Origin of the sequence: Sphingopyxis microcysteis, from assembly GCF_012274265.1 — a bacterium.
GTDB lineage: Bacteria > Pseudomonadota > Alphaproteobacteria > Sphingomonadales > Sphingomonadaceae > Sphingopyxis > Sphingopyxis microcysteis.
Map to the genome: position 1 here is coordinate 806,259 of NZ_JAANYY010000002.1, position 21,098 is coordinate 827,356.

Annotated in this window: 16 protein-coding genes and 2 pseudogenes; 3 read left to right on the plus strand and 15 right to left on the minus strand. The window is 60.9% G+C overall.

The annotated features are described in order from the left end of the window. Nucleotides 1-8 precede the first annotated feature (8 nt). The 14 genes from G9408_RS03860 to G9408_RS03925 form a co-directional block, all read right to left on the minus strand. On the minus strand, nucleotides 9-1,229 hold the full coding sequence (locus G9408_RS03860; protein WP_168452758.1) for a glycosyltransferase: 1,221 nt from the start codon (nucleotides 1,227-1,229) through the stop codon (nucleotides 9-11). Between the two features lies 1 nt (nucleotide 1,230). Further along, nucleotides 1,231-2,337, minus strand: a complete 1,107-nt coding sequence (rfbG, locus tag G9408_RS03865) for a CDP-glucose 4,6-dehydratase (protein ID WP_168452759.1) — start codon at nucleotides 2,335-2,337, stop codon at nucleotides 1,231-1,233. Continuing rightward, the gene (locus tag G9408_RS03870) at nucleotides 2,334-3,113 is read right to left on the minus strand and encodes a sugar phosphate nucleotidyltransferase (protein WP_168452760.1); all 780 of its coding nucleotides are present in this window, start codon (nucleotides 3,111-3,113) and stop codon (nucleotides 2,334-2,336) included. Before G9408_RS03870 ends, rfbG begins: the two co-directional genes overlap by 4 nt. A 93-nt stretch (nucleotides 3,114-3,206) precedes the next feature. Then, nucleotides 3,207-4,535, minus strand: a complete 1,329-nt coding sequence (locus G9408_RS03875; RefSeq protein WP_168452761.1) for a Sec-independent protein translocase subunit TatA/TatB — start codon at nucleotides 4,533-4,535, stop codon at nucleotides 3,207-3,209. A 14-nt stretch (nucleotides 4,536-4,549) separates the two neighbouring features. Continuing rightward, the gene (locus G9408_RS03880) at nucleotides 4,550-6,010 is read right to left on the minus strand and encodes an oligosaccharide flippase family protein (protein WP_168452762.1); all 1,461 of its coding nucleotides are present in this window, start codon (nucleotides 6,008-6,010) and stop codon (nucleotides 4,550-4,552) included. Further along, on the minus strand, nucleotides 6,007-6,729 hold the full coding sequence (locus tag G9408_RS03885) for a LicD family protein (protein WP_168452763.1): 723 nt from the start codon (nucleotides 6,727-6,729) through the stop codon (nucleotides 6,007-6,009). Before G9408_RS03885 ends, G9408_RS03880 begins: the two co-directional genes overlap by 4 nt. A 10-nt stretch (nucleotides 6,730-6,739) precedes the next feature. Continuing rightward, nucleotides 6,740-7,906, minus strand: coding sequence for a phosphonoacetaldehyde reductase (locus tag G9408_RS03890; RefSeq protein WP_168452764.1), 1,167 nt, complete (start codon nucleotides 7,904-7,906; stop codon nucleotides 6,740-6,742). Beyond that, a complete protein-coding gene (gene aepY, locus G9408_RS03895) occupies nucleotides 7,896-9,041 on the minus strand; it encodes a phosphonopyruvate decarboxylase (protein ID WP_168452765.1) in 1,146 nt (381 codons plus the stop codon). The genes G9408_RS03890 and aepY overlap by 11 nt, the downstream gene beginning before the upstream one ends. Further along, the gene (aepX, locus tag G9408_RS03900) at nucleotides 9,041-10,342 is read right to left on the minus strand and encodes a phosphoenolpyruvate mutase (RefSeq protein WP_168452766.1); all 1,302 of its coding nucleotides are present in this window, start codon (nucleotides 10,340-10,342) and stop codon (nucleotides 9,041-9,043) included. The genes aepY and aepX overlap by 1 nt, the downstream gene beginning before the upstream one ends. A 272-nt stretch (nucleotides 10,343-10,614) precedes the next feature. Then, nucleotides 10,615-11,784: a DegT/DnrJ/EryC1/StrS family aminotransferase gene (locus tag G9408_RS03905; RefSeq protein ID WP_235957459.1), complete on the minus strand. Its 1,170-nt coding sequence runs from the start codon at nucleotides 11,782-11,784 to the stop codon at nucleotides 10,615-10,617. Nucleotides 11,785-11,818: 34 nt separating this feature from the next. After that, nucleotides 11,819-13,033, minus strand: coding sequence for a glycosyltransferase family 4 protein (locus tag G9408_RS03910; RefSeq protein ID WP_168452768.1), 1,215 nt, complete (start codon nucleotides 13,031-13,033; stop codon nucleotides 11,819-11,821). An 11-nt stretch (nucleotides 13,034-13,044) separates the two neighbouring features. Further along, complete coding sequence (wecB, locus tag G9408_RS03915; RefSeq protein WP_168452769.1) at nucleotides 13,045-14,199, minus strand: non-hydrolyzing UDP-N-acetylglucosamine 2-epimerase; 1,155 nt, start codon at nucleotides 14,197-14,199, stop codon at nucleotides 13,045-13,047. Further along, a complete protein-coding gene (locus G9408_RS03920) occupies nucleotides 14,196-15,335 on the minus strand; it encodes a polysaccharide biosynthesis C-terminal domain-containing protein (RefSeq protein WP_168452770.1) in 1,140 nt (379 codons plus the stop codon). Before G9408_RS03920 ends, wecB begins: the two co-directional genes overlap by 4 nt. Beyond that, nucleotides 15,332-16,387, minus strand: coding sequence for a polysaccharide biosynthesis protein (locus G9408_RS03925; RefSeq protein WP_168453445.1), 1,056 nt, complete (start codon nucleotides 16,385-16,387; stop codon nucleotides 15,332-15,334). Before G9408_RS03925 ends, G9408_RS03920 begins: the two co-directional genes overlap by 4 nt. A gap of 350 nt (nucleotides 16,388-16,737) precedes the next feature. Between G9408_RS03925 and G9408_RS03930 the strand changes: the two are divergent. Beyond that, nucleotides 16,738-17,441, plus strand: a pseudogene (locus G9408_RS03930) (IS5 family transposase). Here G9408_RS03930 and G9408_RS03935 read toward each other — a convergent pair. Continuing rightward, nucleotides 17,409-18,139: pseudogene (locus tag G9408_RS03935) on the minus strand (IS5 family transposase). The pseudogenes G9408_RS03930 and G9408_RS03935 overlap by 33 nt on opposite strands. A gap of 173 nt (nucleotides 18,140-18,312) precedes the next feature. On the opposite strand from G9408_RS03935, the gene G9408_RS03940 reads away from it, so the two are divergent. Both G9408_RS03940 and G9408_RS03945 read left to right on the plus strand, forming a co-directional pair. After that, on the plus strand, nucleotides 18,313-19,776 hold the full coding sequence (locus tag G9408_RS03940; RefSeq protein WP_168452771.1) for a protein adenylyltransferase SelO: 1,464 nt from the start codon (nucleotides 18,313-18,315) through the stop codon (nucleotides 19,774-19,776). 82 nt (nucleotides 19,777-19,858) lie between these two features. Continuing rightward, a complete protein-coding gene (locus G9408_RS03945) occupies nucleotides 19,859-21,043 on the plus strand; it encodes a nucleotide sugar dehydrogenase (protein WP_168452772.1) in 1,185 nt (394 codons plus the stop codon). Nucleotides 21,044-21,098 lie beyond the last annotated feature (55 nt).

The following is a 21,098-nucleotide window of genomic DNA, read 5'->3' on the forward strand; positions in this document are numbered from 1 at the left end:
GGACCGAGTTACCGCCTGCCATGCGTCTCACCATCACGATTGCGGATTCCCGATGCATAGGCCTCTGCAAGCTGTTCCGCGACGCGGTCCCAGGTGAAGCGCCGCTCGAACAGGGATCTGGCGTTTTCGCCCATCGCCGACAGTTCGTCGTCGGTGCGCGACAGCAATTTGCGAAGCCCGGTCTCAATGCTCGCGGGATCGGGGTCGACGACGAAGCCGGCTCCCTCGGATTCGACGAGCGGCAGATGGCAATAGCGTGTGATGAGCGATGGCTTTCCATGCGCCAGCGCCTCGGTCAGCGCCACCGAAAATCCCTCCGCATGCGAGGGCAGCACAAAAATGTCGCAGAGCGAGTAAACAAAATGGCTTTCGGGTCCGGTCAGGCTTGTGGTCATGACGATCTGGTCGGGCATGGGACATTCCTCGACCAGCCGCGCGACCATCGCGCCATAATGTTCGTCCTTCATGATCCCCGCAATCAACAGGCCGACGTCCGGAAAATCGGGTACGACCGCGTTGAACGCCTTCACCAGCATATCCAGACCCTTTTCCGGATGGATACGGCTGTAGAACAGCAGGGATCGGTGCCAACCGTCAAACTGCGGCGCGATGACCGACAGTCGTTCCCGCGATGCGGGGGAGGCGGGCGTTTGCCCGACGCTCGCCTTGACGCCGTTCGGTATGTAGAGCTTGCGCATGCCGCGCACCGGATCCCAGCTTTCCTTGTCTTCGGTCTCGCTGCCGAAAATGATGCCGCTCGCATCGCGGAAGACCGGGCGAAATCCGAAGATCGCCAAGGCCAGTTGTTTTTTGACCCATTTCGCTTTCGACGAGGTCATTGCGCGCCGATCGAGCAGGCCGTGGGTCGAAATGAAATAGGGAGTACCGGTCTGCCGCGCGATTTTGGCGGCGTTGATCAGGGCCGGAGTCCAGAAACCGTGGATATGGACGACATCCGCCGCTTCGATCGCGTCGGCCATGGTGCGGTCGACGGCCTGCAGTCCGACAAGATGCTTCAATCCGACCGGCATGCAATATTGCAGCTTGACGCCCGTCTCGATCATCGGGGCCCACGTCCGCTCGACATCGGCCTCGTCGCCGGGGATGAGCGTGGTCAGCACTGTCACGTCGAGCCCGCCGGTCTTGAGCGCGATGGCTGACCCCGCGACCACGGCAGGCGGCCCCCCGTCGCGTGGATGCATTCCGTCGATGACCAGCAATATTCGCATGTCAGCCGACGGAGCTGTGGCCGATGCGGCGGTCGATCATCGCTTGTTCGAACATCTCGATCTGGGCGAGGGTTTTTCCCCGAAGCCCCGCCGGGTTATCTTGCCATTCCTTGTACCAGTCGACCGTCTGTTCAACGAGCGCACCCAGATGCCAGCAGGGCTTCCAGTGCAGTCGCCCGATTGCCTTGTCGCAGTTCAGCGACAGCAGCGCGGCTTCCTTGGGGTGCGAACCTTTCGACATGGACGAGGCTGCGCCATCGCCCCATCGCTCCGCCATCAGTCGGACGATGGTGCCGACCGGCTGGACATCATCCGTCGCCGGGCCGAAGTTCCAGCCTTCGCAATACGCATCCGCCTCGTCCGATAACAGCAGCGCGCCAAGCAGCAGGTAACCGCCCAGCGGTTCGAGAACATGCTGCCAAGGTCGCGTCGCGCCGGGATTGCGCAGCTCGACTTTCTGTCCCGCCGAAAAGGCGCGGACGCAGTCGGGTACGATCCGGTCCTGCGCCCAGTCGCCTCCGCCGATCACATTGCCCGCGCGGGCAGAAGCGAGCTTGACCAGGCTGTTCGCGCCAAAGAAGCTGCGGCGCCACGACGCGACCACCAATTCGGTCGCGCCCTTGCTCATGCTGTACGGATCGTGGCCGCCCATCGGGTCGTCCTCGCGATAGCCCCAGATCCACTCGCGATTTTCATAGCATTTGTCGGAGGTGACGACGACCACGGCGCATGGCGCGTCAAGGGCGCGGACGGCTTCGAGTACATTTGCCGTGCCGACGATATTGGTCGTCACCGTTTCGATGGGATCGTCATAGGACAGGCGCACGATCGGCTGGGCCGCGAGGTGGAAGACGGCATCCGGTCGGAAGCGGCGAACGACTTCGCCGAGATCGGCCGTATCGCGAATATCACCGATATGATGATCGATGCCGGCGGCGACGCCGCACAGATCGAACATGGCGGGATCGGTCGGCGGCGCGAGAGAGAAGCCTGCCACCTCGGCGCCCAGACGCTCGAGCCACAAGGTCAGCCAGCTGCCCTTGAATCCCGTATGCCCGGTGACAAGCACGCGCTTGCCACGAAAAGCTTGCAGGAACTCCGGCGTCATTGCCACGGCACCTTGGGGCCGCTGGCCAGCTTTTCGAGCAATTCCCAGTCGCGCGCGGTATCCATGCACTGCCAGAAGCCGTGATGCGCGAACATCATCAGTTCGCCGTCGAGCGCCGCGCGTTCGAGCGGCGCACGTTCCAGCATGATGTTGTCGGCATCGGGAACCTCGCAATAACGGCAGACGAACTCGCGATCGAGCACCATGAAGCCGCCATTTATATAGCGATCGGTCTCTTCTGGTTTTTCCTTCAGTTCGGCCACGCGGCTGCCGTCGAGATCGAGCTCGCCGAAGCGTCCCGGCGGGGCCACGCCCGTGATCGTCGCCAGGCGGCCGTGATCCTTGTGAAAGGCGAGCAGCTTGGCCAGGTCCACGTCGGACAGACCATCGCCATAGGTCAGGAAGAAGGGGCCTTCAGGGTCGAGGTAGCGAGCGACGCGGGCGATACGGCCCGCGGTCTGCGTTTCTGCACCTGTGTCGGCGATCGTCACCGTCCAATCCTCGTCTCCCCCGCCCAGGAATTCGACCTCGCCGGTGCGCGTGTTGACCCGCATGTCGCCGCCATAGAGCTTGGAATGCAGGAAATATTGCTTGATCATCTCCGACAGATGGCCGGCGCAGAGGACGAAGTCGGTATAGCCCTGGCGCGCGTAGCTTTTCATGATGTGCCACAGGATCGGTCGACCGTCGATTTCGACGAGCGGTTTCGGCAGGCGACGGCCTGTCAACTCGCCAAGGCGGGTACCCTTGCCGCCGCACAGCAATACAACCTTCACGTCCAATCTTCCTTTCAGATGTTTCGGATACAAAGCTAACAGCTTGTCTTGGGATGGTTTATCGATGCCAACGAGATGGTCCGTCGCCTATATTCAACTTTGCGGCGTATTGCCAAGTCCACGCCGGGCATTTGGCAGCCATCGATTGATCAGCGCGGCCGGCCCGAAAATCAGCAAAAGGCCGACGAGGATCAGCGCCATCTCCGTGAACTTGAGATTTGACATCTGGAACGAGAAGATGAGAATCAGATACACAAACACGAAGACGGGATTGAAGCCGGTACGTACCACCAGCTTGTAAGTCCAGCCTGTCACTAATCCTTGCAGGAAAAAGAAGAGGAGGATGCCCTGAAATCCAAAATTCATATAGCCATTGCCGAACGTTCGCGGTGGCCACGAATTCTGCGCCATCAACTCAAGGCTCATCGGCGGTTCGGCAAAACGTCCGAGATAGAGGTTGTATATATAGACTCCATCGTCAAGCGATGGCGGGGGGAGTCCTTGGTGCCCACCCGTGAATCGGTACTGAAAATCAAGGAATATCTTACCGTACCAGAAATCATTTCTCGAGAAATGATCGATAACGAAAATATATATGTCGTTGTAGCTGAAATTGATGAAATAGGAAAAGGCATCGCGCTCTTCGGTGTATCCAGAAGCGCTGTCACGGATATTCAAGATGACGACGAAGATCGTCACGCAGACAGCGAACAGGCCGACATTCGTAAACGACAACAAGCGCCGTTCGGGATTAATGATGTAGATGGACGCAATCGCAAACAGAATGATCTGAATGGGCGTCCGTCGTCCTCCCAAGCCTGATTCGATCGCGATCACGATCAGGATGTACAAGATGATCCACAGCAGATGTGGCTTGCCGGTTTTGGCGTGCTGCACGGCCAAAAAAAGGATCGAAAGATAAACGGCCGGAAGTTTGATGATCTGAAAAATACCGGTTCCGGATTGGAACTCCGTCTGGTTGCCGAAATTCTGGATGAAGACGTTGAGGCCACCGACCTTGTCGATCATCAGATACATGGCTAGAATGTAGAGGGTGAACATCAATGCTGAGATCAGGTAATAGTTAGGCTCATAATCGATTGTCAGCGTCGATTGATTGGCGATCCCCCTCATTCCACGCCTGATCCCCCATATCATGAAGGCGAAGCCCGCGGCGTAATAAAGCGCGAACCGCGGCAAGAGCTCAAGAAGCCCGTCCCCATAGAAAGGAAAGATCATCGATTCTTCGGGCCAGATCGTGACGACGAAATAGTGGGGAATTACCTGAAGCCCGCTGAGCAGCGCCGCCAGCTTGGCCGGGTTGCGGACGAAATTACCGTCATCGTGCATGAACCACGGCAAGGCGTGGGCCAGAAACAGGATGAAACCCGATCCGAAAATGGCGAGATAGCTAGCCGACACTAAAAAAACCCAATTCAGTCCATATGTCCGGTTCGCACCGTCTTCAGCAACCGCATGACAAGAATGAGCCAGCCGACCACCAACAGGCTGCCCGTCAGCGCAGCGAGTATTTCGCTTAGCCCCGCTAGGGCCGACAGTGCAATCGCTATGACGGCCAGCGTCGATACGCAGAGCAGCGAACGCGGCGATAGAGAGAAGCGCAGGAAACGGCGGAGCAGGAACTGATAGATACAAAAGAGCGCCGTGAAGGTGACGATATGCGCCATGCCGACGCCCTCTAGGCCGAAGCGGGGAAGCAGGAGTGCGGATAGCGCGGCGAACGCCAACCCTTCGAAAAGCTTCATCAGGAAATAGGTCCGGCCATGCGAAGCGGCGAGAAGAACGAAACCCAGCGGATAGATGGAAAGCCGGAACACGTCGCCCACTGCCATCAGCCGGACGAGCGATGTGCCGACGACGAATTGCTTGCTGTAGAGAATTTGCAGCACGATCGGGCAAAAGGCGGTCAAGGCGATCACGACGGGAACCGATGCGATGCACAGCGATTGGAATTGCAGGTTGATCGCGGCGTCGCGCGCGACGTGGTCGTCCATGCCGGCGGAGATACGGGGAAAGAATTCGGTCGATGTCGCGATCATCAGGAAATTGAGATAATAGACGCCGATCGTCCAAGCCGCAGCGAACAGGCCGACTTCGACCACACCCAATTCGCGCTGGATGCTGAGCCGGACGAGGAATTCGCACGCCGACAGCAGCAGCGCGCTCGCCATGACATAGACACCCAGCTTGAGCATACCGCTGCCGGTGGCCAGATGCGCGGCGGTCGGCCGGACCCAACGCGGAAAGACCCCGATCTTCGCGACATACCAGGCCGAATAGCAGAGCAGCATAACGGGCGCCGAAATGACCACGATCAGAATGGCCTGATCGCGCCACAGCCAGAACGCGGCGACCGAAATGATGCAGGAAAGGAGCGCCGACATAACGGTAATCCGGCCGATCTCGTCGACCCGCTGATAGCCGTTCAGTATCGCTGTCAGGGCGGCGGCCAGAATGGTTGCTACCACGCCGATCGTCAGCCAGCCCACGTCATTCGCCAGATCCGGCTGATCGAGCAGACGGAGCGCGATGGCGTTGCGGAACAGAAAAAAGGCGCCGCCCACCATCAGCGCGAGCGCGATGCCCATCCACGCCAGCGTTTCGCGGACGCGGCGAAGCCCGTTCTCATCACCGCCCGCGCGCGCGCGCGAAATGGCGCGGGCGCCCGATTGGCGCATGCCCATGTCGCCGAGCGTGGTTGCAATGCCGGAGACATTCTGCAACAGACCGATGATTCCGACCCCGATCGGGCCTAGCAGCACCGCCGCAAATTTCATCCGGATCAGACCAAATACAACGCTCAGCACCGATGCCGTGCCAAGCAACGAGATGATCCTGAAAATACCGTGATAGGAATCGGTCTTGTACGTCGTCACGAACGATTGCCCGCGATGCTCTGATCGTCGCGCGTATAGTCATAGTCGCGAACGGGGGTCTCCCATGATGCGCCATAGCGGTCGGAGAGATAGGTGCGGCAGTCGCCGGGCGCACGGAAATCGGTGTCGTAGAAGCGGATGATGCCAAGCGGGAGCAGGCTGGTTTTGCGAACGCGCGATACCAGTTTCTTGTGCGTCATTCGCGAAGAAAGCCAAGGCAGGGTCAGCAGCCGCCACAAGGGGCGCATGGCGATCAAGAGCGATTTCACGCGATAGGAGAGTCGGCCGCCGTGGCTCGACACGTGTTCGCCCGACGCCACATTATAGAGGAAATTCCATAGCCGCGACGGATGCGTATGATGCGAATAATCGCCGATAAGCCCGTCGCCGTCATCCTCGTAAAGCTTCAGATTCACCTCGACGCCAGCCGGGCTGAAAAAGCCGACCCCGGTTGGCGAGCGATTTGCGACAAAGCCCTCTGCAACCAGCGCGTCGATGGCCGCGTTGAGCCGCGGATCGTGGTACGGGCAGTCGAGAATGCCGATGTCGATGTCATTGTCCCACGGAATGAAGGCGCCGTCGCGCACCGCGCCCAGTAGGGTTCCGGTATCGAGGAAATAGGCGATGCGATCGCCATCCAGCGAAGCCGCGACGCGCGTCAGCGCATCGAGCCAGACGCGGTCCTTCGGAGTGGGCGCGGTAGATGCACTGTCACTCATGACACAACCGCTACTGCGCCAGGCTGCGGTCGAGCAACCGCAGCAGACGCGTTTCGTCGAGGGGCAGGATGAAGTTGTCGCTGCGACCAGGGGTGATCATCTCGCCCGCCAGCGCCTTCACGGCTACCGGCGCGGTCAGGGCTGCCTGCCACTGCCGACGAACCGAGGGTAGCGCCAATATCCGATCCAGATGCTCGATCATCGCCGCTGCGTTAGCATATCCTGCCAGCGCGGAAATTTGTTCGATAACATCGGGCCGCTCGGCCAGGACATCGGCGACCACCGCCTTCATCGTGAAGGCACAGGCGATGCCGTGCGGCAGATCGAAATGCGCGGTCAGCGGATAGGAAATCGAATGGCACACCGCCGTTCGCGTCTGGCTGATGCACAGGCCCGCGAGCAGGCTGGCCTCCGCCATGCGCGCCCGCGCGTCCAGGTCGGTCAGATCCTCGGCAAGCGCGGTGAGCGCCTTCATGCCCTGCTGGATCGCGAGCCCCGCGAGGCTGAGCGTGTAGGGCGATGCATTCCGGTTCCATGCCGATTCAAAGGCCTGGTTCAGCGCGTCGAGTGCCGTGGCGATCGTGACATCTTCGGGCAGGCCCAGCGTCAGGGCGGGATCGACGATGGCGGTTGCGGGATAGAGCGACGAATGGGCAAGCGACAGCTTTCTGCGCGCCTCATGATCCCATATCGTTGCAAAGGGCGTTACCTCGGCGCCGGTCCCCGACGTGGTGGGCAGCGCATGGATCGGCGGGAAATCGAGATTGCCGAGAATCGCGGGCTGACCGATAATGTCCCGCAGCGACAGTTTTTCACGGCGGCAGGCGATCAGCGCCGAAATGGCTTTCGCCGAATCCATCGCGGATCCGCCACCGAACCCGATGATTGCGCGAACATCGTCGATGGCCGCGCGATCGGCCAGCGCCGCAAAGTCGGCGAGGCCGGGGTTGGCCTGGACATTGTCGAACCAGATCGTCCCGGCGCGCGCTGCGACCGGGCTGAGCAGGGCATCCGCCTCGAATTGGGAACGGCCGCGACGCGTCGCGACGATCAGTGCGCGGCCGTCGCCGACGATCCCCGCCGCGGCGGAACGGCTATCGACGCCGAAATGCACCCGCGTCGGGTTGTGGAATGTCCAGGGACGCGGCCCGGACAGGGAAAAGCCTTCAGCCATCATGACCTTGTTCCAGACGGGCCACAAACTTCTGCTTGTTGGCAAGCGGTGTATCCTTCGGGCGTCCAAGGTCCGGTCGGGATCCACATGAAACGTGGATTTCGAGCAGCCGGCAACCCGGCTTGTCCCGCAATTCGGCCAGTGCCGACCGGATATCCTCGACCGTCTTCACCGGTCCCAGCGCGTGGCGATAGCCGCAGGCGGTGGCTACGCCCGTCAGCGAGACGTCGAACGCCACCGTGGGCTGGCCACCGACGCTGTCATGCGCGCCATTGTTGAGCACGATATGCAGGAAGTCACCGCGTCCCAGCACGCCGGCCGTCGCCAGTCCGCCCATATGCATCAGTATCGCGCCGTCGCCATCAAGGCAGACGATCCGGCGTCCGGGCAAGGCGTTCGACAGGCCGAGGGCGATCTGGGATGCATGACCCATCGATCCGACGGTCAGAAAGTCCGAGGCGCCGTTGTTACCGGTCCGTTGCCGTTGTTCGTACAATTCGCGAGAGATCATGCCGGTGGTGGCGACGATCGTGCTGTCGGCCGGCAACGCTTCGGTGACGGCGAAAATCGCCTCTTCGCGTGTGAGCAGATCGGTCTGTGACGTGGTGTCGCGACGGGCTTCCGATTTGCTGAACGCGCCTTTGCGCGCGAGCAATATCACCGGACCCGAACGTTGCTTTGCGGTTTCGGTGGCCCAGCGCGCGTTCGCGAGCGCCTCGTCCTCGTCCGCAGTCAGGATGCGATAGGGGATTTCCATCGCATCCAGCATTGCCTCGGTCACACGGCCTTGCTTCAGATGCTGCGGTTCGTCCTTTTCGCCCGGTGCCCCGCGCCAGCCGACCAGCACGATCATCGGAACCGCATAAACCTCGGTATCGGCGAGCGACAGCAGCGGATTGACCGTGTTGCCGAGCCCCGAATTCTGGAGATAGACGAGCGGCAGGTGGCCGGTCGCAAGCTGATAGCCGGTCGCGATGCCGACGGCAGTGCCTTCGTTTGCCGAGATGATGTGCGATTCCGGCGGCAGCACCGCATCAACATAGCTGCAAAATTCCTTCAGCAGCGAATCCGGCACGCCGGTGAAGAAATCGACGCCCAGTTCGAACAGCGTATCGAAGAAAACCTTCGGAGACGTCATTATTTTCCTCCGGGGATCAGTTCAAGGATCTCCTTGAGCGGCATCATCCGGGAATCGCACTCGTACGACCGCTGGTGCGTAAGGATCGACCGGGCGGTTTCGAGCATCGCGGGATAGGCCGACCGCAATAGTTGATTGGCATAGATGACGACATTCACGCCCTGCGCCTGCAATTCGGTTTCGGTGACCTGATTATAGCTCGACGGCACTGCAACGAGCGTTTTGCGGTTTGGAAGCTCGTTGTATTTCTTGCAGAACTCGAAAATCTCGTCGGGCGTCTTTTCGCGCGAATGGATCATGATGCCGTCGGCGCCCGCTTCGAGGAAAGCCTTGGCCCGTTCGATCGCATGATCGACGCCATAACCCGCGATCAGGCTTTCCAGCCGCGCGATGACCATGAAGTCGTCGGTCTGCTGCGCCTGCTTCGCCATGATGATCTTGTGCGAAAAGGCCTCGATGCTGTCGAGCGTCTGCTCGACCTCGGTGCCGAAGAGCGAATTTTTCTTGAGCCCCGTCTTGTCTTCGACGATCACCGCAGATACGCCCAGGCGTTCGAGCGTCCGGACGGTAAAGACGAAATGTTCCGGTTTGCCGCCGGTGTCGCCGTCATAGATGATCGGCTTGGTCGTGACTTCGAGAACCTCGTTCAGCGTGACCATGCGCGACGACGTATCGACCGCCTCGATGTCCGGCTTTCCCTTGGCCGTAGAGTCGGTGAGCGAGCTGGCCCACATGCCGTCGAACTCCCGGCGGCCGTTGGGGGTGTCGACGCCGATCTTTTCGATCACCAGACCGCTCAACGCGTTGTGAAGATCGATGAAGCGCACCAGCGGCTTTGCCTTCAGCATCCGGCGCAGGCTGGCGCGGCGGATGTCCGGCGTCGTGCCGATTTCCTTCATCGCATTGTGGAACTTGGTTGAGGAGATACCCTCGGTATAGGGCACTTCGACCAGTTCTCCGCCCCATTGGGCCAGGGTGTCGATCACCTTCTGGCGGGTTTGCGACTGGACCCCCGTTTTCCAGTCGTCGCCGTGGATGACATAATCGGGCCGGTTCGATTCCAGATTGTCGGTATAGTCGAGCGTATGCTGGGGGACGACGCGGACGACGCCTTTCAGCGCGCCGATGACCGCCGCACGCTGATCCCACGACATGAATGGCACGCGTTTGTAGGTCGCGATCGCCTCGTCGGTCAAAAGGCCGACGATGACATCACCCAGTTCGGCCGCCCGGTTGACGATGTTGATATGGCCGGGATGGATCAGGTCGGCGCTCATCCCGACATAGGCGATCTTACTCATTTAAATCTGGCTCCAAGATTGTGATGCAAGTCCAAAGCAGTGCTTCGGCGACGCGATTCTATTTGTTGTGATAACCGGTCCGCAGCGGTTCGGGGTGTCGCCGGGCCATTGCTTCGCCCGACAATGAAAACGGTCGTTAAAAATGGATGGACCTTCTCTATCCGGACGGAAAAGCCTAAACTTGCGGGTCGCCAAGTGGCGCGTGTGTAAGGATTTAGTCCTGCGATGTCCAGCATGGTTAGGCGTTTCGCCATCGCCATTCGTATGCGTGATCAGGCGGTTGCCTTCTGCAAAACATGCCGGATATTGTCGCATTGCGCCGCGACTTCTTCGTCGGTCATGGTCGGATGCGTCAGGAACATCAGGCTGGTCTCGCCCAGTTGCCGAGCCACAGGCAGCGATTGCGCCGGACGCCAGCCCGTGCCGTCGAACGCCTTTTCCAGATAGACCTCGGAACAGGAGCCATGCAGCACGTTGACGTCGCGCGCGCTCATTTCGGCGACCAGTCGGTCGCGTGTCCATCCGTTTGGCAACGCCTCCGGACGCACATAGCCGTACAGCCGGTAATAGGCGTGGGTGAAACCGTCGGCCGTCTGCGGCACGCGGACAATGTCGGGGAACTCCGCCAGAACCGAAGCGATACGCCGTGCAATTTCGGTCCGGCGCGCCGTCCAGCCCGCCATCCGCCGAAGCTGGATGCGACCGATCACCGCCTGCATCTCCAGCATGCGCCAGTTCGTGCCGATGCTTTCATGCAGCCAGCGGAAGCCCGGCGGATGCTCGCGTTCATAGACAGCTTCCCAGCCCTTGCCGTGGTCCTTGAACGACCACATCGCCGACCAGAGCGCCTCGTCGTCGGTGGTTACCATACCGCCTTCGCCGCCGGTGGTCATGATCTTGTCCTGGCAGAAGGACCAGGCGCCGACATGGCCGATCGAACCGACCGCGCGCACGCCGATCGCGGCGCCGTGCGCCTGCGCGCAATCCTCGATCACCTTGATGCCGCGCGGTTCGGCCAGCGCCATGATGCCATCCATGTCGCATGGCCATCCGGCAAGGTGCACCGGAATGATAGCTCGGGTCCGGTCGGTGAGGGCAGGGGCGATGGTCGAAGGGCTAATATTGCCGCTGTCGGCGTCGACATCGACGAACACCGGCGTGGCGCCGACATTCGCGACACAGGAAACCGAAGCGATGAAGGTACGCGGCGTCACGATGACTTCGTCGCCCGGTCCGATTCCCAGCGCTTTCAACGCGACGTCGAGCGCGAGCGTGCCGTTTGCCAGCGCGACGGCCTTGCGCGAGCCCGTCCAGTCCGCGAACTCCCGTTCGAACTCTCGGCCTTCGGTCCCGGTCCAGTAATTGACCTTGCCCGACGCAAGCGTCGCGGCGACCGCCGATACCTCTTCCTCGTCAAAACAGGGCCATCTGCCTTTGTTCATCACCGTCATCTGCTCCGCTTGAATGAGGCCGGCATCAGGCCGGGGCGGCAATCAGCCGTAGGGTTGTTTCGACCGCCCGGTCCATGCTGAAATGGTCCCGATAATGGGCCAATCCGCGCTGCCCCATGGCACGGCGCTCGCTGTCGTCCATCGCACCAAGCCGTTCGATCGCGTCGGCCAGTGCCGCGATATTGCCGGGCTTGCACACCAGCGCGCTGCCCGATTGCTGCAAGATTTCGGCCGCCTCGCCGCTGAGGCCGCCAATGATAGGTTTGCCGCAGGCCAGATAATGCTGGGTCTTTGAAGGGATGGTGATCAGGTACAGCGGATCGTCCTTCAGATTGACGGCCAATATGTCGGCGGCATCGAATATCCGGTCCATCCGGTCGCGTGGGACCGGGCCGTGAAGGAACAGGCCGCTGTCGGGGCGAGCGGCCGCGCGCTTCGCGAGCATGTCGCGTTCGATCCCGTCGCCGAACAAGTGCAGGCGCAGGGCCGGGTGCTTTTGCTGCGCGCGGTCAAAGGCATCGACCAGAATGTCGAGCGCCTGTGCCTGTCCCAAATTGCCGCCATAGACGATGTTGATATGGTCAGCGAACTCGGCGGGTACCGCCGTTTCCTCTCCGTCCCGTGGCGGCACATAGGTGGCCCAGTTATAGATACGCGTCATCTTGGCTTCGGGAACGCCGCGCTCGATCAGGCGCTGCCGCATCCCGTCCGATTGCGGCACGATATGATCGGCGGCGCGATAGACGAAATCGCACAGCCGGCTGAGGATCTTGATTACCCGACCGTTGGCCATGCCGGATGCGGCGACGCTGTCGGGCCACAGATCCTGGATATCGATCACGAACCGCTTGCGATACAGGCGAGTGAAAAGGGCGGCGGCAAGGCCGGGCGTGATCGGGGGATGATAGACATAGACGGCGTCGTAGCGCCGCCCGCGCAACAGGCCGAACAGCAGCACCGACAGAAAGAAGCTCACATAGTTGAGCGCCCGGCCGATCGACGATTGGTCGTGCGAGGGGTAAAGGAACAGCCGGTGGACGGTAATCCCGTCCATCGCCTCGCGCCGATAGGGGCGTAGCGAAAAGCCCGGATACAGGCGTCCGCCCGGATAGTTGGGAAAGCCGGTCGCGACCTCGACCTCATGCCCCGCCGCGGCCAGCGCAGCGGCAAAGTCGATGCCCTTGAAGGCCGGTTCGGGCTGAAACCACTGGGTGATGTATAGAATGCGCATCGGGGGCATGCGTGTCCGGGTCAGATATAATCGTGCATGCGGATGCCGTCCCAGCCGTTGGACAGGCGTGCGGTGCCCAGGATCAGCTTGACCACGCGTTCGGCGGTATTGGCGATCTGGTAATCGGCGGGCACCACCCCGGCGATGCCGGCGGCCTTGCGCGCTGCATGCATGGCGGTCGCGGCCTCGATGCCGCCAAGGATTGCGTCGCCATCCATTCCGGTGACGATGATATTGCCGGTGTCCATCGCTTCGGGGCGCTCGATCGCATCGCGCGGGGTGATCGCCGGAAAGTCGAGGATCGAGCTTTCCTCCGCGATGGTGCCGCTGTCCGATATCGCGCACAGCGCCTTCATTTGAAGATGATTGTAATCGTGAAAGCCAAAGGGCTTCATATATTGGACACGCGGGTCGAGCGCGATGCCCTCGATAGCCTCCAGCCGGTTGCGCGTGCGCGGATGGGTGGACACGATCACCGGCATGTCATGCTGCTCGGCCAGTCGGTTCAGCGTGGTGACGAGCGAGGTCAGCCGTTCGCGGCTGTCGACATTTTCCTCGCGGTGCATCGATACGATGAAATAATGTCCGGCGCGAAGGTCAAGGCGGTCCAGAACGTCCGATGCTTCGATCTGCGGGCGGTAATGATCCAGAACCTCGCGCATCGGCGATCCGGTCAGATAGACGCGGCGATGCTCCATCCCTTCGCTCAGCAGATGGCGGCGGGCATGTTCGGTATAGACCAGATTGAAATCGCTGATGTGATCGACCAGGCGCCGGTTCGTTTCCTCGGGCACATTGCGGTCAAAGCTGCGATTGCCCGCTTCCATATGATAAATCGGGATTTTCATCCGCCGCGCCATGATCGCCGCGATCGCGCTGTTGGTATCGCCCAGCACGAGCAGGGCATCGGGGCGGTCGTCCTTCAGCACCTTTTCGACGCCGATCAATATGCCGCCGAGCACGGCGCCAAGGCTGCTCGTTTCGACGCCCAGGAAATGGTCCGGCTTGCGCACGCCAAGGTCGCTGAAGAACAGCTCGTTCAGCTCATAGTCCCAATTCTGTCCGGTATGGACGATGCGATGGTCGGTATAGCGATCGAGCATCGCCAGCACCCGCGACAGGCGGATGATTTCGGGGCGCGTGCCCAGCACGGTCATGACCTTGATCTTGCTCATGCGGCCTTCTCGATTACGGGGTCGGCGAATGTGTCGGGGTTGGTGGGATCGAACAGGCGGTGGGCCCAGAAAAAGGTCACAACCTCTCCGTCGCTGTCATTTTCGATATGATGCGTGTGCAGCGGCGGCATGTCGATCGCCATCGGCGCGTCGCCCGACACCTCGAAACTGTGGACGGTATCCGTCAGCACCTTGCGGATGCGGATCACCGCCTTGCCGGAGACGACCAGAAAACGCTCGACCAGATCGATATGGAAATGGTCGCCCCGCCGCTGGCCGGGGTGGGTGGTCGACAGGAAGGTCTGCGATGCGGCAAGCGACTTCGCCGATTCAAACAGGCCGCCGCGCGCATCTTCGTTGAGTTTCAGCGCCAGCGGATAATGGTTCGGGAAGCCGCCCGTGCGATAAGTGTTGAACAGCGCGAGGTCGAACGGGTCCGTCAGGTCGGGAAAAATGTTCGCCCGATAGGATTGGTGGAATCCCGACAGTTTTTCATAAAGTGCCGTGACAGCCGTTTCGCGGCCTTCGGGCACGACCTCGCCGCTTTCACGGTTGAGCGCCTTTTCGATCGCCAGTTCGGCGGCGGCGCCCGCGTGGAGCAGTTGAACCTTGCCTTCGGGATTGATCGTCGGCTGCTCGCCCGACCAGATCTGATCGATCAGCGTCGCGGTGACATTGTTATAGTAGGGGCGCGCGCACTCGCCGAAGATGTGCGGAAGGATCAGGTTCGTCAGCGCTGAGCCAGTTTCCGCCAATATTTCGGCGGCGCGGCGTTTGGACCGGCCATAGGGCGTATCGATCCGCGCATGGGTGCTGTTGGCATAGACGACGTGCGGGCGGGCGCCGGTTCGCGACAGGCTGTCGGCCAGACACTGCGCGATCGCCGGATTGGCGGCCTCCACCTCGGCCTCTTCGCCGCGATTGACGCCCGCAAAATGGAGGACGGCGTCCGCATCCGCGACGGCTGCGTCGCGCTGCGCATGGTCGGCGAAGGCGGTGCGGCCCAGCAGCGCCAGTTGATAAGGTTCGCTTTCCCCGCGATAGCGCGCCGCGCAGTTCGCGGCGTGAAGACGCGCGGCGGCATGCCAGCCCAACAGTCCGGCGGCGCCGGTCACGACGATCTTGCGTGTGGTCATGGCTTCCAGGAAGCGAGTTCGGCGCGGACCTCGTCGAGCGTCAGAAGCAGTTGCTTCACGCCTTCCTTGTCCAGCCGCTCGGCATTGTGCGAATGGAAATCCTCCAGCGCCGGGCTCAGTTCATCGCCTTCGCTGAAATAGGCCGAATAGTTGAGGTCGCGGGCGTCGAGCTGGATGCGCCAGTAATCGCCCATATCCTCCGCCGTCGACAATTCCTGCGCGCTCGCCAGCGTTTCGGCGAGCTTTTCGGCGTGGCGCCAGCCGATGACCTGAACGGGATGGTCGGGCACATCGAACAGATCGACCAATGCGGCGACCAGATTGGCGATCGTCGCGGCGGGAGCCTTGCGGACGAACAGGTCGCCCTGGCGCGCGTGGTCAAAGGCGAAGCGCACCAGCGCGACACTGTCGCGAAGCGGCATCAGGAACCGCGTCATCTCGGGTTCGGTGATCGTGATCGGCCGTCCCGATTTGATCTGCGCGATGAACAGGGGAATGACCGACCCCCGCGAATACATGACATTGCCATAGCGGACACAACTGATCGTCGTCGCGGCGTCAGAGCCGATTTCGCGAGCCGCGGCATGTGCTAGCTTTTCCATCATGGCCTTAGAAATGCCCATCGCATTGATCGGATGGACTGCCTTGTCGGTAGACAAGCACACTACGCTTTCGACCCCATGCTCAATCGCGGACCTGATGACGTTTTCTGAACCCAAGACATTGGTCCGCACTGCTTCGAGCGGAAAAAATTCGCACGAAGGGACCTGTTTCAGCGCTGCAGCATGGAAAATCGCTCCCGTGCCTTTGATTGCGCGATCAACACTGTTGCGGTCCCGGATATCCCCAATGAAGAAACGAACACGCGGATCGCGCAAATCGTTACGCAGTGCATCCTGCTTTTCCTCGTCGCGACTGAGAACGCGGATTTCGCGGTCGCTTGAAGCTAACAACTCGCGCAGAATCGTCTTGCCGAACGACCCCGTGCCGCCGGTGATCAGGATCGGGTTGCTTCTCTGATCCAATTTGTGTCGTCCTGCTGCAGAAATCATGAATCTGGTCACTTAGAATCCTGCGTCAGCATTTAACGTTGTATCGGAGACTGGCCAGCCAAAAATTTCCACTGCGACAGATGGGCAAGCGAAAACGCTCCAAAGTCTTAGTCATCGAAAGAATCATTGGCTCTCAGCCCAAGAATCCAGCGTCAGGAATCATTGATCAGAGCCAGATTATGACGGTCGCGGCGAGAACTACCGTAGAGAGGATGGCATTAGGCAGTATCGACATTCAGGGATTCCCAAGAGCGTTGGTGTCTGATTCATGAGTTTCGGCAGATTGCGGAGGTATCATGGGTATCAAGCGGTACGAGTTGAGCGAGGCGCAGTGGGTTCGGATCGCGCCGATGCTGCCCGGCAAGGCATCTGATCCTGGCCGCACAGCATTGGATAACCGCCTGTTCGTGAACGGTGTTTTGTGGGTTTTGCGGTCGGGTGCGCGCTGGTCGGACCTGCCGGAGCGCTATGGCAAGTACAAGACTGTCCACAAGCGCTTCACCCGCTGGGCCGCCGCCGGGGTGTGGGAAGGCATCTTCACCTCGCTCGCCCGCGACCGGGACAATGAGTATCTGATGATCGACAGCTCGATCGTGCGCGCCCATGCCCAAGCGGCGACGGGTCAAAAAGGGGGCTCGGCGACCAGGCTCTGGGGCGCTCCCGAGGAGGACTGACCTCCAAATGGCATATCGCGGTCGATACCTTCGGACGACCGGTGCGCTTCATCCTGACCGGTGGCCATGTCAGCGATGCCAAGCTCGCGATCCCCTTGCTGACCGGTCTCGACGCTCGCCATGTCCTCGCCGACAAGGCTTATGACAGCCACGCCATCCTCGACCATGTCGAAACCAGCGGCGCTCGGCCCGTCATCCCCCAGCGCGTCTGCATGCCACGCCGACGCGATTTCGACCCCGCAATCTACAGGCTTCGCAACCGGATCGAGCGCACCATCGGCAAGCTCAAACAGCTACGCCGCGTCGCCACGCGATACGACCGCCTCCCACACAACTACCTCGCAACTCTATACCTCGCCGCCATCGCCTTCTGGTGCTGAATGTCGATTCAACCTAGGGCACCGATCGTCGCGTGCCGCAATCCGCCGCCAGTCCTTGAGACGCTCGAACGTGATCTCGACGCGATTGCGGCGTTTGTAGCCGCGCTTGTCATATTTGACGGTCTTGGTTCCGAGTCTCAGGCCCAAAATACAGGGCGTGATCCGCTTTTTTGGCAACGCGTCCCGGCGCCAGTCGCATCATGGCACTGGTCGGCGAGCGCCTACTGTGCCTTAGGCGGATTATCGAGCAATGCGACTGCGCCGGCATAATCGTTAACCTGTCCGGAGGTCATGACATAGCTGATGGGACGATCATTCGCGTCAGTTACGGCAACCGGCTTGATGTTCATGCGCCGCCTTTCGCACAGTCGACCCGGCGTCCCCGACCCCCTTTTGCGCCTAGGCTAGGTGTCGTACGGTGCGTTTCGAGATAGGTGCGTCGATCATGAAGGTCCTACGATCGTGCGCTCGAAGGGTAGTTGGGCCTTTCATCATGTGGATGAAGCTGCACTACTTCCAGCGATTGAAGATCGTCCCTTCAACAAGCTGAGGACAGCCTTCGCGGGGCCAGATGCTCTCGGTGCACCCTGTCATCTCCGCCCATTGCGGCCGACGAAGATAATGCCGCTCAAAATCTGTCGATCGTCGACCTGCTCGCGAGCATGGATCTTCGGAAGATACGGCTGAAGGCGCCCCATCTACTTGGCGAGCAGCCAGACCAAATCGTTCGTAATTCAGGCTCCTCACCGCGAGCGTTAATGACAGCCGTCACGTCAAATCAACGGATCCTGAACCTAGGATCATTCCTGCGGTCTAAATCGTGTCACCTTGGGCGCTTGCATTTGCAGCGTCCGCGGGGAACTAGTGTGGCATGGATTTCGCGTTCAAAAATAGCTTTCGGGAGAACATGCAGGCCTTCTTTGCGCCGGCGGAGGCGGAAAAGCCGTCGGCACCCGAACTATTGATCATCAACCATACATTTGCCAGGCGACTTGGGATCACTCCGGGGAGCGCGAACGACGGTGAACTTGCTCGTATCTTTGTCGGTGACCAGATGCCCAAGGGAAGTGCTCCGCTAGCCCTCCCTTACGCCGGCCATCAATTCGGTCACTTCTCGCCACAGCTCGGCGACGGTCGGGCGCTACTCCTCGGTGAAATCATCACCCCCGATGGCGCTCGGTTTGACATTCAGCTCAAAGGCTCCGGCCCCACCCCATTTTCGCGCAACGGTGACGGCAAGGCGGCGCTCGGCCCGGTTCTACGCGAATATCTGGTGTCGGAAGCGATGGCGGCAATGGGGGTGCCCACCACCCGCTCACTCGCCGCTGTCGCGACGGGCGACCGTGTGCAGCGCGAGCGGTCGCATCCCGGCGCGGTGCTTACGCGCGTTGCAAGCAGCCATATTCGGGTTGGGACCTTTCAGTTTTTTGCGGCGCATTTTGGTGTCGATCATGTGGTCAAACTGTCCGACTACACCATCTGGCGCCACTGGCCCGAACTGGCCGCTGCCGCCAACCCGCACCTCGCGCTGCTCGAACGCGTCATTGGCCTCCAATGTGAGCTTGTCGCGCGCTGGATGGGCGTCGGGTTCGTCCACGGCGTGATGAACACCGACAACGTCGCGATCTGCGGCGAGACGCTCGATTATGGCCCGTGCGCCTTTATGGACCGCTTTGCGGTGAACACCGTGTTCAGCTCGATCGACACCAATGGGCGCTATGCCTATGGCCGCCAGCCGCAGATCACGCATTGGAACATGGCGCGCTTTGCCGAGGCGATGTTGCCCGCGATCCATGCTGTCGAACCGGCCGACGTCGACGCGGCCAAGGCGCTGGTCGACGCGATCCCCGCACGGTTCCGGGCAATATGGCTCAGCGAGTTGCGCGCAAAGCTGGGCCTGGGGAAGCCGCACAAGGATGATGAGAAGCTGATCGATTCGCTGTTCGGCGAGTTGGAACAGCATTCCGTCGATTTCACATCCTTCTTTCGCGCGCTGGCACAACTTCTTCGCGGCGACGGCGATATGCTGCAATCGCTTTTGCCCGATGCCGAGGCGATGGCGCCGTGGATCGCCGACTGGTGGGCACAGCTGGAGCGCGAAGCGATCGCGCCGCTCGAACGCGCGGATGCCATGGACGCGGTAAATCCGCTCTATATCCCGCGCAATCACCAGGTTGAGGCCGCGCTGATTGCGGCAGAGGAAGGCGATATGGCGCCTTGGCACGCGTTGCTGGAGGTCGTTCAGAACCCCTATGTTCATCGTCCGGAATGGGACGTTTACGCGCATCCTGCACCCGAAGATGCGGCGCCCCATGTCACCTTTTGCGGCACCTGAGCTTAGTCGGCTGGATCGCTGCGGTTGAGCCATTTTGCCGCGACTGTTAGAGACCGCGCAGCACCACAGGAGAACAGCGCCAGTGCCGAATGCTCGGGTCAAAGTCACAGTCGTCGGCACGGGTTATGTCGGGATTTCGAACGCGGTGCTGCTCGCGCAGCATAATCGCGTGGTGGCACTCGATATCGATCGCCGCAAAGTGGACGAAATCAACGCGCGCCGATCGCCGATCGCCGATCCGGAGATCGAGGAGTATCTTGCAACGCGTGCGCTGGACCTGACCGCGACGATCGACAAGGCGACGGCTTATGGCGGCGCCGATTTCGTCGTCGTCGCGACGCCGACCGATTATGATCCCGACACCAACTATTTCAACACAAGCTCGGTCGAATCGGTGATCGCGGATGCCAGGGAGCTGGCGCCAGACGCGGTGATTGTCGTCAAATCGACCGTTCCCGTGGGCTTCACCGACCGTATGCGTGGCCAGCACGAGAGCGACGTGATCGTCTTTTCGCCCGAATTTCTTCGCGAGGGCCGCGCATTGTTCGACAACCTGCATCCCTCGCGGATCATCGTCGGCAACACGCATCCGCGCGCCGCGGAGTTCGCCCAGCTTTTGCTTTCCGCCTCATTGAAACCTGATGCGACCGTATTGCAGACGGGCAATACCGAGGCCGAGGCGATCAAGCTGTTCGCCAACACCTATCTTGCGATGCGCGTCGCATTTTTCAACGAACTCGACACCTATGCCGCGATGCACGATGCCGATTCGCGTCAGATCATCGAAGGTGTCTGCCTCGACCCCAGGATCGGCAGTTTCTACAACAATCCGTCCTTCGGCTATGGCGGCTACTGCCTGCCCAAGGACACCAAGCAGATGCTCGCCAATTATCGCGAAGTGCCGCAGAACCTGATCCAGGCGATCGTCGCGTCGAACACGACGCGCAAGGATTTTGTCGCCTCCGAAATCCTCAAGCGCGGTCCGCGCGTCGTGGGCATCCACCGCCTGGCAATGAAGGCCGGGTCGGATAATTTCCGCGCCAGCAGCATCCTCGGCGTGATGAAGCGGATCAAGGCCAAGGGGATCGAGGTGATCGTCTATGAACCTTTGATCGACGACGAGCGCCTGTTCAACTCGCGCGTCGTGCGCGACCTGGCCGCCTTCAAGGCCGAGGCGGACGTCATTATCGCCAACCGGGTCACCGACGAACTGGCCGATGTGACCGACAAGGTTTACAGCCGCGATCTGTTTGGCGTCGATTCCTAGCAGCGGCGCGGGACGTCCGCGTCCCGGACGACGGCGTATGGAAATGCGACGAAGC